Here is a 13684-nt window from a genome sequence, read left to right as displayed (position 1 = left end):
GGGCCCCTCAGCCGGTGAACCGGCGGGCGAACCGCACGACCTCGCCGATCACCTCGTCGCGGTTGGTCTCGTTGAACACCTCGTGTCGGGCCCCGGGGAAGATCCGGGCGGTGAAGTCCGAGCCGAGGACCGCCTCGATGCCGGTGAGGGTGCCGGAGAGCGGCACCAGGCGGTCGTCGGAGCCGTGCACCCACAGCAGGGGCATGTCCCCCAGCGAGCCCGCCGCCAGCCCCCGGTCGATCTCGGTGAGCATCGCGTCCACCGTGGCCCGCTTGAACGGCCCGTGCCAGACCAGTTCGTCGGCCACGTAGGCCTCGCCGACGGCGGGGTCGCGGGAGAGGGTGGCGGGGTCGATGGGGACGTCGGGGATCTCCTCGGCGGCGGACAGCGCCTCCAGTACCTCCCAGCGGCCCAGGACGGGGCCGGACAGCACCAGCGCGGTCGGCTCCTCCGGGTGGGTCTGGGCGTAGCGGGAGGCGATGAGGCCGCCCATGGAGTGGCCGATGAGGACCAGGGGCAGCGACCGGTAGGCGGTCCGGGCCTGGGTGACGACCCGATGGACGTCCTGGACCACCTCCGCGTAGTCCTCGATGAGGACCCGCTCGCCGGAGGAGCCGCCGTGTCCCCGGTGGTCGGCCCCGTAGACCACCGCCCCGGCGGCCACCAGGTCGGCGGCGACCTGCTCGTACCGCCCCAGGTGCTCGCCGTACCCGTGGACCAGGACGGCCAGCCAGGAGGGCTCGCCCTCCGCGGGCGCCCAGGCCCGGGCCGCCAGCCTCCCCGAACCGTTCGGCCCGCCCGCCAGTCCCCATTCCCGTGTGGTGATCACCGTGTCCTGCCTCCTCATCGGCCTGCGCGTCTGCGACGATCGCGGTGATGGTCGCCTGTGGCGTTGGACACCCTAGAACATCGCCCGCGCGCGTCCGCGCGACCCGGTCGGGTCCGCCGCGGCGGCGGGCTCCGTCCGGGGCCCGGCCGGAGCCCCGGCGGAGCGCCCCGGCCGCGACGGGCCCGGGTCCGGAGGATGCTCCGGAAACGGCGGTGTCCTCTCGTGCGCGCCGACGAAATATCTCAAAGCGTGTGATCGGGGCTACTCGCCCCGAAAGGCGATCTTCTACGCTGGACAGATGGGTATCCCTTCGGATGACCCCCGAGTGGTGCCGGTGGCGTTCTGCTCGACGACTTCGACTGAGAGGGTGACGCCCGTGCTGGCCGACTCCTATGGGCGAGTGGCGACGGACCTGCGGGTCTCGCTCACCGACCGGTGCAACCTCCGCTGCACCTACTGCATGCCCCCCGAAGGCCTGGAGTGGCTGCCCAAACCCGAACTCCTCACCGACGACGAACTCCTCCGCCTCATCGACATCGGCGTCACCCGCCTGGGCATCACCGAGGTCCGCTTCACCGGCGGGGAACCCCTGCTCCGCCGCGGCCTGCCCGCCATCGTCGCCGGGACCGCCGCCCTGCGCCCCCGCCCCCACACCGCCCTCACCACCAACGGCATCGGCCTGGCCCGGATGGCCCCCGCCCTGGCCGAGGCGGGCCTGGACCGCGTCAACGTCTCCCTGGACACCCTGCGCCCGGACGTCTTCGAGACCCTCGCCCGCCGCCGCCGGTTCGACGACGTCGTCGAGGGCATGGCCGCGGCCGCCGAGGCAGGGCTCACCCCGGTCAAGGTGAACGCGGTGCTCATGCGCGGCGTCAACGACGGCGAGGCCGCCGACCTGCTGCGCTACTGCATCGAGCACGGCTACGAGCTGCGCTTCATCGAGCAGATGCCGCTGGACGCCCAGCACGGCTGGCGGCGCGACGACATGGTCACCGCCGACGAGATCCTCGCCCGGCTGGAGACCGCGTTCGACCTCGCCGAGGCCGACCCGGGAACGCGCGGCAGCGCCCCGGCCGAGCTGTTCCGGGTCCTCGGGCACACCTTCCCCGACGGCCGCGAGGCCACCGTCGGGGTGATCGGCTCGGTCACCCGCCCCTTCTGCGGGACCTGCGACCGGGTGCGGCTCACCGCCGACGGCCAGATCCGCAACTGCCTGTTCGCCCGGGAGGAGTCCGACCTGCGCACCCCGCTGCGCGAGGGGGCCACCGACGCCGAGATCGCCGAGCGCTGGACGGCGGCGGTCGCCCGCAAGTTCCCCGGGCACGGCATCGACGACCCGGGGTTCCTCCAGCCCGCCCGGCCCATGTCCGCGATCGGCGGCTGACCGGCCGGGCCCGGACACCGCGGGAAAACCGGTGGACGGGCGGCCCCTTTTGCGGCTCAATGTTCCGGGGCGCGACCGCGCCCGAACCGTGAGAACAGGCCGTTCGCGAAAGGGAGGTGGCCTGTCATGACCTACACCGAGATCCCCGGCACCCGGATCCCCATCCGCATGTGGGCCCGCCCGGAGGAGGTCGAGGGCGCCGCCCTGGAACAGCTGCGCAACGTCAGCGGCATGCCCTGGGTGCACGGCCTGGCCGTGATGCCCGACGTGCACTACGGCAAGGGCGCCACCGTCGGATCCGTCATCGCCATGCGCGACGCCGTCAGCCCGGCCGCCGTCGGCGTGGACATCGGCTGCGGCATGACCGCGGTGCGCACCGACCTGACCGCCTCCCGCCTGCCCGACGACCTCGGGAAGCTCCGGTCGGCCCTGGAGGCCGCGATCCCCGTCGGGTTCCACTTCCACGACGAGGCCGTCGACCCGGCCGCCGTCCCGGGGCTGCGCAGCAAGGGCTGGGACGCGTTCTGGCGGGGGTTCGACGGCCTCGCCGATGCCGTCCACCCGCGCCGCGAGCGGGCGCTGCGCCAGATGGGGACCCTCGGCGGCGGCAACCACTTCCTGGAAGTGTGCCTGGACGACGAGGACACCGTGTGGCTGGTGCTGCACTCGGGTTCGCGCAACATCGGCAAGGAGCTGGCCGAGCACCACATCGGGCAGGCCCGCACCCTGCCGCACAACCAGGACCTGCCCGACCGGGACCTGGCGGTCTTCCTCACCGGGACCCCGGAGATGGACGCCTACCGCCGTGACCTGTTCTGGGCCCAGGACTACGCCCGCCGCAACCGCGACGTCATGATGGGGCTGGCCTGCAAGGTCCTGGCCGAGCAGGTGCCGGGCACCGGGTTCGGGCAGTGGATCTCCTGCCACCACAACTACGTCGCGGAGGAGACCTACGACGGGGTGGACGTGCTGGTCACCCGCAAGGGCGCGATCCGCGCCGGGTCGGGGGAGTACGGGATCATCCCGGGCAGCATGGCGACGGGGACGTACATCGTCCGGGGGCTGGGGAACGAGGACTCGTTCAACTCCGCCTCGCACGGGGCCGGGCGCCGGATGAGCCGGACCAAGGCGCGCAAGACGTTCACCGCCGCCGACCTGGCCGCCCAGACCGAGGGCGTGGAGTGCCGCAAGGACGCGGGGGTCGTGGACGAGATCCCGGCCGCGTACAAGGACCTGGAGTCGGTGATCGCCGCCCAGACCGACCTGGTGCGCGTGGTCGCGCACCTGCGCCAGGTGGTCTGCGTCAAGGGCTGACCGGCCGCGGGCCGTCCGCACCCGTCCCCGGGGCGGGCGCAAACGGCCCGCGGTGCCCCGGCGGGCTCCCCGCGGTGGTCGCCGCCCCGGCGGGCCGGCCCGGTGCCCCGACAGGGACCCGCGCCCGGTATGGGGCCCGGCAGCGGTACACGGCGGGTCCGGTGCCGTCCCTCAGGACGGGCTCCCGTAGCGCTCGGCCATCGCGGCGGCGCGGTCGCGCAGGGCGGTGCGCAGCCACTCGGGGGACAGGACCTCCGCGTCCGCCGCCAGCTGCCACAGCGCCCACTCGGCGTGTCGGCGGTCCTGGAAGTCCACCTCCAGCGTCGGCCGGCCGTCCCCGTCCTCCTCCCGCGCCTCGCGGACCTCCAGCGCGGTGTCCGCCAGCTCCTCCCGCCGCTGCGGGGCCACCCGGGCGAGCACGGACACCCGGTCGCCGCCGGTACGGAACCGCGCACCGCGCTCCCGCCAGACCCGGTCCAGGTCCACCCGGTCCGGCCGCCGCGCCGGTTCGTCCAGCGCCTCGGCGGCCAGGACCCGGGACAGCCGGTAGGTGCGGTCCTCCCCGGACCTCGTGGCCAGCAGGTAGCCCTGGTCGCGCACGGTGACCAGGCCGACCGGGTCGACCGTGCGCCACCGGGCGTCCCGGCCCGCGGCCGCGTAATGGATGCGCAGCCGGTACCCGGCGAACACCGCGCGCCGGATCTGGGCCACCACGGTGTCGGGCACCTCCTCGGCGGCGAGCCGGCGCTCCAGCAGGTCGGTCTCCGGGTCGACGAGCAGCCGCCGGGCCGCCCCGGCCGCCGTGGCCCGGTCGCCCTCCGGCAGCGCGTCGACCACCTTGCGCATGGCCGAGGCCAGCGCCGAGCCCAGGCCGAACGCCTGCGCCCCGCGCCGCGACCCGGCGACCAGCAGGGCGAGCGCCTCGTCGTGGTTCAGGCCGGTGAGCTCGGTCCGGAAGCCGGGCAGCAGCGAGAAGCCGCCGTGCCGGCCGCGTTCGGCGTAGACCGGGACGCCGGCCGCGGACAGGGCCTCGATGTCACGCAGCACGGTGCGGGTGGAGACCTCCAGCTCGCGGGCGAGCTCGGGCGCCGTCAGGCGCTCGTGCCGACGCAGCAGCAGTACCAGTGACACCAGCCGATCCGCGCGCATCCGAGAACTCTACAGAAATACCTGACAGAGGATGTCGTGTTTTCCCGGAAGGCTGGTCGGTATGACGAACAAGAGAGCGGCCACCGAGCCGAACGACCTGGGCAGGTACTTCATCGAGCGCGGCAACGCGGGCGACGTCGACGGATTGGTGGCGTTGTACGAGCCGGACGCCGTGCTGGCGTTCCCGCCGGGCAGCGTGGCCACCGGCCACGAGCAGATCCGCGCGGTGTTCGAGCAGTTCGCCGCCGCGGCTCCGGTGCTCGAACCGGGGAAGCAGCAGCCCGCGCTGGTGGGCGGCGACCTGGCGCTGACGGTGGCCACACAGGCCAACGGCGATGTGAGCGTCGAGATCGCCCGGCGCCAGCCGGACGGGACGTGGCTGTGGGTCGTGGACCAGCCCGCCCTCCGGTTCTAGCGGGAGAGGACGCGGCGGGCCCGCCGTCCGGTTCCGTACCGGACGGCGGGCCCGCTCCGCGAGGCCGGTGGACCGGGGGCGGGATCCCGGTCCGGTCGTGCCCGTGTGATGGTGCGTTCCAAAGCCCCGCCCGAAGGAGAGGGCCGACGACAGGGGAGGCGGAGAGGGCCGCGGCGGGGCATGCTGGGGGGATGAGCACTCTGGACGCGGTGATCCTCGCCGGCGGGGCGGGCACCCGCATGGGCGGCGTCGACAAGCCCGGCCTGGCCGTCGGCGGGCGCACCCTCTTGGAGCGCGTCGCGGCGGCGGTCCGCGACCATGAGCCCGAGGGGCGGACCATCGTCGTGGGCCCCGAACGGGACTCGCCGCGGGCGCTGTACGTCCGTGAGGACCCGCCCGGGTCGGGCCCGGTCCCGGCCCTGCGCGCGGGGCTGCCGCACGTGCGGGCGGACCGGTTCGCGCTGCTCGCCGCCGACCTGCCCCACCTGGCCGGGCGGCACCTGGCCCTGCTCGAACCGAACGCCGTGTTCGTCGACGCGGACGGGCGCGAGCAGTGGCTCACCGGCGTGTGGCGCACCGGCGACGTCCGCGCCGCCCTGGCCGCCTACGGGGGCCGTTCCCTGTACGGCCTGCTCGGCCCGCTGGGCCCCCGGCTCGTCCCGGCGCCGGACCCGGACGCCGTCGCCGACTGCGACACCCCCGAGGATCTGGAGCGCGCCGCCCGCCGCCTGGACGGCTGACCGGGAGGACCGGCCCGCGGCCCCGCAACGGGGGCGCGGGGGTCAGCCTGCGCCGGCCGCCCGGTTCAGCAGGGCCACGAGCCGCCGCAGCCCGTCGGCGTCCAACGCCGCCAGCGGGGTCTTCTCCAGGACGGCGCCGACCAGCTCGGCGCGTGCGCTGCGGCCCGCCTCGGTCAGGACCAGGACGCGGGAGCGCCGGTCCGCGGGGTCCACGGCGCGCTCCACCAGGTTCCGTTCGATGAGCTGGTTGGTGATGAAGGTCAGGTTCGGGGCGTTGCAGTGCAGGCGCTCGGCCATCGTCTTCATCGACGGCGGGGGCTCGTCCGGATCGATGGCCCACAGGGCCTGGAACGTCGCCGGTGTCAGCCGCCTCTCGGCCAGGGCCGGGCCGATCAGGTCGTTGGTCCGCGTCCAGATGTCGTGGATCGCGGCGACGGCCTCGAGGAGTCCGGTCCGTTCTGGCGTGTCCATGCCGCCATCCTATCGGTATTTCGAGGCTCGAAGGATCGTGCTACGTTCATACTTCAAGTCTCGAAGTAATGGAGGGTCTCATGGGAGACGACTTCCGCGGTGTCACGGCACTCGTCACGGGTGCGTCCAAGGGGCTGGGCCGGGCGTACGCGCTGGAACTGGCGCGCCGGGGAGCACGGGTGGTCCTGCTCGCCCGCAACGAGGCGCCCCTGCGCGAGGTCGCCGCGCAGATCCGTGAACGGCACGGCGGCCCCGACCCCGAGGTCATCACCGCCGACCTCTCCGCGCCGGACGGCCCCGGCCGGGTGACGGCCGAACTGCGCGACCGCGGCCTGTCGGTCGGACTGCTCGTCAACAACGCCGGTGCGGGCAGCGCCGGACCGTTCCTCGAACGCCCGTTGGAGCCGCAGCTGCGGTCCGTCGGGCTCAACGTCGGCGGGCTGCTCGCGCTGACCCACGCGATCGGCACCGAGATGGCGGCCCGGGGCTCCGGCGGCATCATCAACGTGTCGTCCACGGCCGCCTTCCAACCGCTGCCCTACCAGGCCGGCTACGCCGCGACCAAGGCGTTCGTGCTCTCGTTCACCGAGGCGCTGGCGGAGGAGCTGCGCGGCAGCGGCGTCCACGTCATGGCGGCGCACCCCGGGGCGATCGCGACCGGCTTCTTCGACGGCACCACGGCCGAGATCAACGCGACCGCCGCCGACGCTCCGGAGACCGTCGCGGCCCGCAGCCTCGACGACTACGCCCGCCGCCGCGCGGTGTCCTACCCGGGGTGGTTCCTGAACCGGATGATGACCTGGCCCGCACGCGTGCTGCCGCGCACCGCCGTCGCGCGGTTGGCGGGCGCGTTCAACCGGTGGCAGCGCTTCCACGAGACTACCGACCTCGCCTGACCGGGGGCCGGGGGCGGGGCGCTGTCAGCGTCGCCCCGCCGCCGACGGCGCCCCGCACACGGGCGACTTGCGCGATGCGGTCCCCGTCCCCCATCATGAGCGCCATGACGATCAGGAAGGGCGGTCTCCGCCCGGGCCTTTGAGCCCCACCGAGCCGGCGCAGGCGTCGGCCCACGAGCTTCTGTCCACCGTCGAACCCCTCTCCTGCGCCGCGCGGATGCGCGCCCTGGCGGACTTCGCCCGCCGGCACGCGGGAACCCCGGAACTCTCCGCGGTCGTCCGCGACCTGGAGGCCGACGGCCCGGGGACCGGGTTCGCCCCGCACGCCCGACGGGCGTTCGCCTCCCACCTGGCGCTGGTGTCCCGCGACCTGAACGCGGTCGCCCGCCACCTCGCCTCGCCCCACCCGGACCTGCGCCGCGCCGCCCTGCGCGCCGTGCGCACGCTCCCGGTCCCGGACGAGGCGGTGCTCCCCGTCCTGCGCGACGCGCCCACCGGGCTGCGGCGCGCCCTCTACCGCACCCTGTTCCACGCCCGCCGCACGGTTCTGGCCGACCGACTGCTGCCCGTCGTCCGCCGCGACCACGGCGCCCCCGAGGCCGCCGTCCTCCTCCCGGCCTGCTCCGCGCGGGCCGTCGCCGACCACCTGCCCGGCCTCGCCCACGCGGTCCGGTCCTGGAGCAGGCTCGCCCGCCGCCACCCCGACACCCTGGTCGCGTACCTGCGCGCCCTGGTCGGGGAACCGGACCGGAGGGCGCTGAGCGCCCTCGACCCGGTCCGCCCCGCCGCGGTCGCCGAACTCGCCGACCAGGACGCACGGCGGTGGCCGAACCTCTACCCGCACGCCGCCCGCCTCCGGAGCGGGGGCGACGAGCACTCCTACCCGTCCCGCTACCCGATGACGCCCTACGGCGACCGCAGCGTCCGGTCCCTGCTGCGCCTCATGCGCCAGTGGCCCGACCAGGCCCGGGTCGTCCTGAGCGCCATGGAACCCGCCGTGCGCACTCCCTACCTGGAGCGCTTCCTCGCCCGCCGCGACCACCTCTCCCACGCGGCGGTCCTCGCCCACCTCGACCTCGCCCCCGCGGACCTGGCCGAACGCGAGGCCCGGACCGTCCTGGAACAGATCCGCCGGACCCAGCGGTGGCGGCTCCGGTACGGCGACCCGTACCAGGACCTGGACGCCCTGGCCTTCCTGCCCTACGCCGAGGTCGCGGACGAGCTCGACCGGGCCGCGGCCTCCGGCGACGCCGGGCGCCGGGCCCGCGGCCTGGCCGCCCTGGTCGCCGCCGCGGGCCGCACGGGGGACCCGGGGACGGTCGCCGGCGTCCTGCTCACCCGCGCGGAGCGGGCGCGCGCCGAACGCGATCCGGTGCGCCGGGTCCTGCTGCGCTCGGTGGCCGGCCTCCCGGCGCCCCTGCTCGGGGAGGCGCTCCCGGCCCTGGAGAGGTTGCTGGCCGACACCGTTCAGAGCCGTGACACGAGCGCGGACACCCGGCGGGCGCTGCGGGACATCGCGACCCGCCTGCTGCGCCACCCGGACACCGGCGCGGACGCCGCCTCCTGGGCCCTGGACGTGTACGTGCGCCTGATCGAGCGGTTCGGCGTGGACGGCCTGGACCCGTGGGGGCGCCCCCGCGCCAACCCGCCCTGGTGGGCGGGGCGCCGGAAGGGGGGCGCGGCCGAACTCGAACCCCACCTGGACCAGGTGCTCCCCGCCGGACTGGAGACCGACCTGTACCGGCGGGCGGCCCCGGTGCTGGACGCCGCCCGCGGCCGCGGCGACCACGCCCCCACCGTCCAAGCGGCCTACGAACTGGGCGGCCGGGTCCGGAACCTGCCGGAGCTGGGCGCACACCTGCGCTCGGCGGCCCTGGAGGCGGAGGATCCGGCCGTGGCGGAGCGGGCGGCGACGCTGTACCTGTCCGGGCCGGACGCGGCGGACCGGGCCTGGGACCTCGTCGAGACCGCCCCGGACACCGTCTGGCTGCCGCGCGTCCGGCACCTCCTCGTCCGCACGCGGCCCACCGCCGACGTCCTGGCGGCCCTGGCCGCCTCCCCCTCCTGGATCCCGGACGCCGACCGGAGGGCGGCTTCGCGGTGGCCGGTGCGGCTGACCGCGGCCCTGGCCGACCGCCTGACGGCCGTCGCGGCCGACCCGGCCTTCGGGACCGACGACCGGGAGCGGGCGCTGCTGAGCCTGGGCGACCTTCCCCGCACGGCCCACCGGCTGCGGCCCTTCCTGGACGGGGACGACATCGTCCTGCGCGAGGCCGCGCTGTCCGCGCTGGGCCGCAGCGGCGACCGGACGCTGGGCCTGATCCTGCGGGGCGCGGACGGCCCGCAGTCGCGGGCCGCCGGCCCGGCGCTGTCGCGCCAGGCGTCGGCCACCCCGCCCGCGGAACTCGGCCCGGCCCTGGCCGGCGCCCTCGCGGGCCCCGCCAAGGTCACCGTCCGCAAGACGGCGGCGCGCCTGCTCGGACACCACCGTCCCCCGGGCGCGGTCGGGCACCTGGTCCGCGCGCTGGACACCGAGGGGCTGCACCGCGACGTGCGCGCCGCGGTGGTGGGCGCCCTGGTCCACTGCCTGGACGACCCGGCGGCGCTCCCGGCGCTGGCCCGGCACGCCCCGTCCTTCACCGAGACCGAGCTGCAGCTGGCCTTCCTGGCCCCGGGGCCCCGGTCCTGCCCGCCGGAGCACCGGAAGGCCGTGGCGTCCCTGGTGGACGCGCTGCCCGACCCGGACGCGCGCCACTGGCGGCTCAACGGCTGGGCCGCCCGCTGGACGCCCTGGGCGCCGGCAGCGGACACCGACGCGCTCGTCGACGCCCTCTGCGACATGGACCGGCCCTTCGAGCGGTCCCACGCGCGGATCGCGGCCCTGTGGAGGCGGGGGATCGCCCTCGACCGCGGGGACGAGGTGGTCCGCCGCCTGCTCGCCCTCGTCCCGCGGGGCGCTCCGCCCGTAGCGGTCCCGAGGGGGGAGGACACCCCGCACCGCAGGCTCGTCGCCCTGCTCGTGGTGCTCGCGGGCCGACCCGCCACGAGGCCGCCGCACGGCGTCCTGGAGGCCCTGGAATCCCGTGAGGAGTACCGGGTGGAGGCGGGACGGCTGATCGTACGGTGGATCCGGGAGCTGGTCCGGGCCGATGGAGGGGCCTCCGTGGAGGAGCTCGCCGGGCTGATGCTGCGGTACCTCCGGGCGGGCGGCCTGAGCGTGCGAGGGGAGGGAGACGGGGTGAACGTGTTCGAGGGGATGCTGCGCGACGGCCGCACCGGCACCGAGGTCCCGGACGGGATCGCCGCCGAGGTCTGCGCCCGTCTCCTGGACGCGGCGGAGCGGGAGGAGCCCCGGGCCCGGGACCGGGTGGGGCGGGCCGTTCTGGGAATGGTCGGCCGGGTCGTGCGCGAGCGGGGCTGGGCGGACCCCTGGCCCGCGCTGCTCACCCGTGTCGCGGAACTGGGCGACCCCGCCCTGCGCGCCGCCGCCTGGCGGCTGGCCGCCGACTGATCCGGGCCGGGCCCGGGGCGCCGAGCCCCGGGCCCTGGGCTCAGCCCTCGGAGCCGTCCAGCTCGTCGAGGGGCAGCGTCTCACGGAGGAACCCGCGCAGCCGGAGGAAGTCCTCCAGGTAGGCGCGGTGCTCGTCGCAGGCGGTCCACACCTTGCGCCGGTCCGGGGTGTGCAGCTTGGGGTTGTTCCACGCCAGGGCCCACACCGCCGCTTCACGGCAGCCGCGCCGTGAGCAGATCACGGCCTCGGCCCGCTCGGAATCACTCAACGCCACCCCCGGGGAAGAAAGAGAACGGACGCCCGGTCCACGGGCGGCAACGGCAGGCTAGGGGAAGCGGGCCGGAAAAGACAAAAGGCGACGCCGGGTGGCTACGGGGGCAAACCACCCGGCGTCGCATGCGATGTTCCGACGGGGGCTCGAAACATCGTCCCGCGCTCCGACGGGGGACCGGAGCGCCAAGACCCAATGTACACCGCCACCCCCGGGGGTACGTCAAGAGTCAGTTACGACGTTGTCTCGGGAGAGTCCCGGCGCTCGAAGGACTTAAGTCCCAGGTCAGGGCTTATATGCCCATTCTGTGGGGCCTCTGGGAGCGTGACGGAGGAGACGTCCGTGCCCTCTTGGTAACAGAAATCCCAACAGGGTCCAAAGTCCTTATCCGTACCGGGTCAAGTGCCGCGTCCGTTCCCTTCCCCCGCGCGGCGTGCACGAACGGGGCCGGTGTGACGGGCGGGGAATGTGGGCAGGCAGGTGGTCGGGGCCGGCCCGCGGGGCCGCGCGCAACCGATCAGTCAGGGGGTCCACACATGTCCGGACACACCTACCGGGTCACTGAGATCGTCGGCACGTCGCCCGAGGGGGTCACCGAGGCGATCCACAACGGGATCGAACGGGCGTCGAGCACGCTGCGCGGGCTCGACTGGTTCGAGGTCACCGAGGTCCGCGGCCACATCGAGGACGGCCGCATCGCACACTTCCAGGTGGGCCTCAAGGTCGGTTTCCGGCTGGAGGAGCCGCAGGAGTAGCAGCGCCGCCGGACGGCGGCGGGGCCGGGCGGGGGAGTCGTCCCCCGCCCGGCCCCGTACGTTCCGGTCGGCCCCGGCCGGCGCCGGTCAGCGCTCCTCGGACGGGTCGCTGCCGCGCTGCACGTCCACGTGCACGTGGTCCAGGTGCCGCAGGATCTCGTTGTCGGGGTCGGCCTCGTAGTCGCGCCACCCCAGCGACGGGTAGTAGGTGCTCCAGATGCGGTCGTCGAAGATGATGACGTCGATCTCGTAGTCGGGCGCGTGCGCGATCAGCCAGTGCGCCATGACCCAGCCCGCGCGCCGGTTGTCCTCGTTGACCGGGCGGTAGAAGATGTCCAGCGCCCGCCCCTCGTAGTGCGCCGACCGCTCGCCGTGGCCGGTGCTGTAGCCCCCGGGCACGAAGCCGCCCAGGCTGAGGCCGGAGAAGTGCTCCTCCACGCCGTCCTTGAGGTTCTGCGCCCGGGGCGTCAGGCCCGAGGGCTCCAGGTCGGGTTCCAGGACCAGGTCGCGGTTCTTGACGGAACGGCAGGTCAGCGAGGGTCCGGCGTCGTCCTCGGGGCCGTTCGTCAGGACGTCCATCACGGCATCGGGGATGTCGTCGGTGTCGGGCGCCTCCACGGGCGCGTCGTCGCCCTGGACGGCGACCGCGGCGGCGGTGGTGGCCCGCCGCGCCTGGTCGCGTTCGAGGCGGACGGTGTCCTCGCCGGTCCACACGGAGCACTCGGGGCCCCAGGGTGTGGAGATCGGGAAGGCGATCTCGCCCCGCTGTACGGCCCAGCGGGTGCCCAGGGCCGCGAGGGCGGCCAGGATGACGAGGATGCCCACGGCCAGGAGGACGCCGTTCCAGCGCCGCTCCCGTCGTACGGGTCTGTGTGCCATGCCCCTTGTGCCCTTCGCTCGTGCCGGGCGGTGGCCGCCCGGCGCGGGTTCCAGAGTGGTCAACTCCTCAGGAGATGCTCAGATTTCCGGCACAATGGACATTTTTCCCACATTGTCGATCGCCCACCCGTGGGAACGCGGGCCGGGGCGGCGCTCAGCGCACCGACCACAGCACCAGCAGGCCGCCCGCCACCAGGGTCACCGCCCAGATCCGGTCCATGGTGACCCCCTTCCACCGCAGTGCGTGGACCCCGAGGAAATCGTGCGCGACCAGCGCCGCCGCGGTGCAGGCGGCCAGCATCGCCGCGGTGTGCACCCCCGCCGCGAGCAGCCCGGTGAGCGTCGCGTCCCACAGGTCCCACACCCCGTCCCCCGGCACGTCCCCCACCCCGGGCCCCGCCGATCCGTCCGCCTCGGCCGACCCGTCCGCCTCTGGGGCCTGGGCGCTCTCCGCCGATCCGTTTGCTTCCGGGGTCCGGGCGCCCTCCGCCCCGGGCTCCGCTGCCCCGTCCGCCTCTGCGGTTCGGTCACCCTCCGCTGCCCCATGCGCCTCGGCCGCCCCGCCGGGCTCACCGGCCCCCGTGGCCGCCGGGGCCGCGGCGCCGTGGCCGGCGTGGCCGCCGCCGTGGCCCGTGCCGCCGTGCGAGGTCCGCCCCGCCAGCACCGGCATGAGCATCAGCCCCGCGCCGTGCGCCGAGGCCATGACGAACGACCAGGCCGCCAGCTGCCAGGGCGGCAGCCGGATCTCCATCCGGTGGACGTGGCGGCGCCACAGCAGCATCACCAGTCCCACCAGCACGATCACCCCGCCCCCGACCACGGGGAAGAGCACGGACGCGGTCACCGACCCGGTGACGGTGATCGCCACCGCGGCGGCCGCGACGCTCACCGCGTGGCCTGCGGCGATCGGGGGCAGCGCGCGCAGCACCGCGCCGCGACCGCCCTCCTGGAGGCCCCGGGCCACCGCCAGCATCCAGCCCATGCCCGGGTGCAGGCCGTGGAAGGCGCCCAACGCGACGAGGGTCAGAAGCTGAGCGGAGGTCACGGCGTCAGGTTCACACGCACCGGGG

Annotated in this window: 13 protein-coding genes; 7 read left to right on the top strand and 6 right to left on the bottom strand. The window is 75.1% G+C overall.

The genetic code is table 11. The features are described from left to right. Window positions 1-7: 7 nt before the first annotated feature. Window positions 8-829: an alpha/beta hydrolase gene (locus KGD84_RS21675; protein WP_220562209.1), complete on the bottom strand. Its 822-nt coding sequence runs from the start codon at window positions 827-829 to the stop codon at window positions 8-10. 376 nt (window positions 830-1205) lie between these two features. Between KGD84_RS21675 and moaA the strand changes: the two genes are divergently transcribed. Both moaA and KGD84_RS21665 read left to right on the top strand, forming a co-directional pair. Continuing rightward, entirely contained in the window at window positions 1206-2213 is a 1008-nt protein-coding gene (gene moaA / locus KGD84_RS21670) for a GTP 3',8-cyclase MoaA (RefSeq protein WP_220565912.1), read from the top strand. A gap of 126 nt (window positions 2214-2339) precedes the next feature. Next, window positions 2340-3527, top strand: coding sequence for an RtcB family protein (locus tag KGD84_RS21665; protein WP_220562208.1), 1188 nt, complete (start codon window positions 2340-2342; stop codon window positions 3525-3527). A gap of 171 nt (window positions 3528-3698) precedes the next feature. Here KGD84_RS21665 and KGD84_RS21660 read toward each other — a convergent pair whose 3' ends face one another. Beyond that, entirely contained in the window at window positions 3699-4676 is a 978-nt protein-coding gene (locus KGD84_RS21660; protein WP_220562207.1) for a helix-turn-helix transcriptional regulator, read from the bottom strand. A 61-nt stretch (window positions 4677-4737) separates the two neighbouring features. Here KGD84_RS21660 and KGD84_RS21655 point away from each other — a divergent pair, with 61 nt between their 5' ends. Both KGD84_RS21655 and mobA read left to right on the top strand, forming a co-directional pair. Continuing rightward, complete coding sequence (locus KGD84_RS21655) at window positions 4738-5091, top strand: YybH family protein (RefSeq protein WP_220562206.1); 354 nt, start codon at window positions 4738-4740, stop codon at window positions 5089-5091. Between the two features lie 191 nt (window positions 5092-5282). Then, entirely contained in the window at window positions 5283-5831 is a 549-nt protein-coding gene (gene mobA / locus KGD84_RS21650) for a molybdenum cofactor guanylyltransferase (RefSeq protein WP_220562205.1), read from the top strand. Between the two features lie 42 nt (window positions 5832-5873). Here mobA and KGD84_RS21645 read toward each other — a convergent pair whose 3' ends face one another. Further along, window positions 5874-6302: a MarR family winged helix-turn-helix transcriptional regulator gene (locus KGD84_RS21645; RefSeq protein ID WP_220562204.1), complete on the bottom strand. Its 429-nt coding sequence runs from the start codon at window positions 6300-6302 to the stop codon at window positions 5874-5876. 80 nt (window positions 6303-6382) lie between these two features. On the opposite strand from KGD84_RS21645, the gene KGD84_RS21640 reads away from it, so the two are divergent. Together KGD84_RS21640 and KGD84_RS21635 are read left to right on the top strand one after the other, a co-directional pair. Further along, the gene (locus tag KGD84_RS21640) at window positions 6383-7198 is read left to right on the top strand and encodes an SDR family NAD(P)-dependent oxidoreductase (RefSeq protein WP_220562203.1); all 816 of its coding nucleotides are present in this window, start codon (window positions 6383-6385) and stop codon (window positions 7196-7198) included. A 139-nt stretch (window positions 7199-7337) separates the two neighbouring features. After that, window positions 7338-10709, top strand: coding sequence for a hypothetical protein (locus KGD84_RS21635; protein WP_220562202.1), 3372 nt, complete (start codon window positions 7338-7340; stop codon window positions 10707-10709). A gap of 40 nt (window positions 10710-10749) precedes the next feature. Here the strand turns inward: KGD84_RS21635 and KGD84_RS21630 are convergent, their stop codons facing one another. Next, entirely contained in the window at window positions 10750-10977 is a 228-nt protein-coding gene (locus KGD84_RS21630) for a hypothetical protein (protein WP_255646732.1), read from the bottom strand. A 539-nt stretch (window positions 10978-11516) separates the two neighbouring features. Between KGD84_RS21630 and KGD84_RS21625 the strand changes: the two genes are divergently transcribed. Further along, complete coding sequence (locus KGD84_RS21625; RefSeq protein WP_220562201.1) at window positions 11517-11735, top strand: dodecin; 219 nt, start codon at window positions 11517-11519, stop codon at window positions 11733-11735. Window positions 11736-11822: 87 nt separating this feature from the next. Here the strand turns inward: KGD84_RS21625 and KGD84_RS21620 are convergent, their stop codons facing one another. Then, entirely contained in the window at window positions 11823-12614 is a 792-nt protein-coding gene (locus KGD84_RS21620; protein WP_220562200.1) for a VldE C-terminal domain-containing protein, read from the bottom strand. A 154-nt stretch (window positions 12615-12768) separates the two neighbouring features. Continuing rightward, entirely contained in the window at window positions 12769-13659 is an 891-nt protein-coding gene (locus KGD84_RS21615) for a cell wall anchor protein (RefSeq protein WP_220562199.1), read from the bottom strand. Between the last annotated feature and the right edge of the window lie 25 nt (window positions 13660-13684).

The organism is Nocardiopsis changdeensis (assembly GCF_018316655.1).
GTDB classification, from domain to species: domain Bacteria; phylum Actinomycetota; class Actinomycetes; order Streptosporangiales; family Streptosporangiaceae; genus Nocardiopsis; species Nocardiopsis changdeensis.
This window is presented reverse-complemented; position numbering and strand designations above follow the sequence as displayed.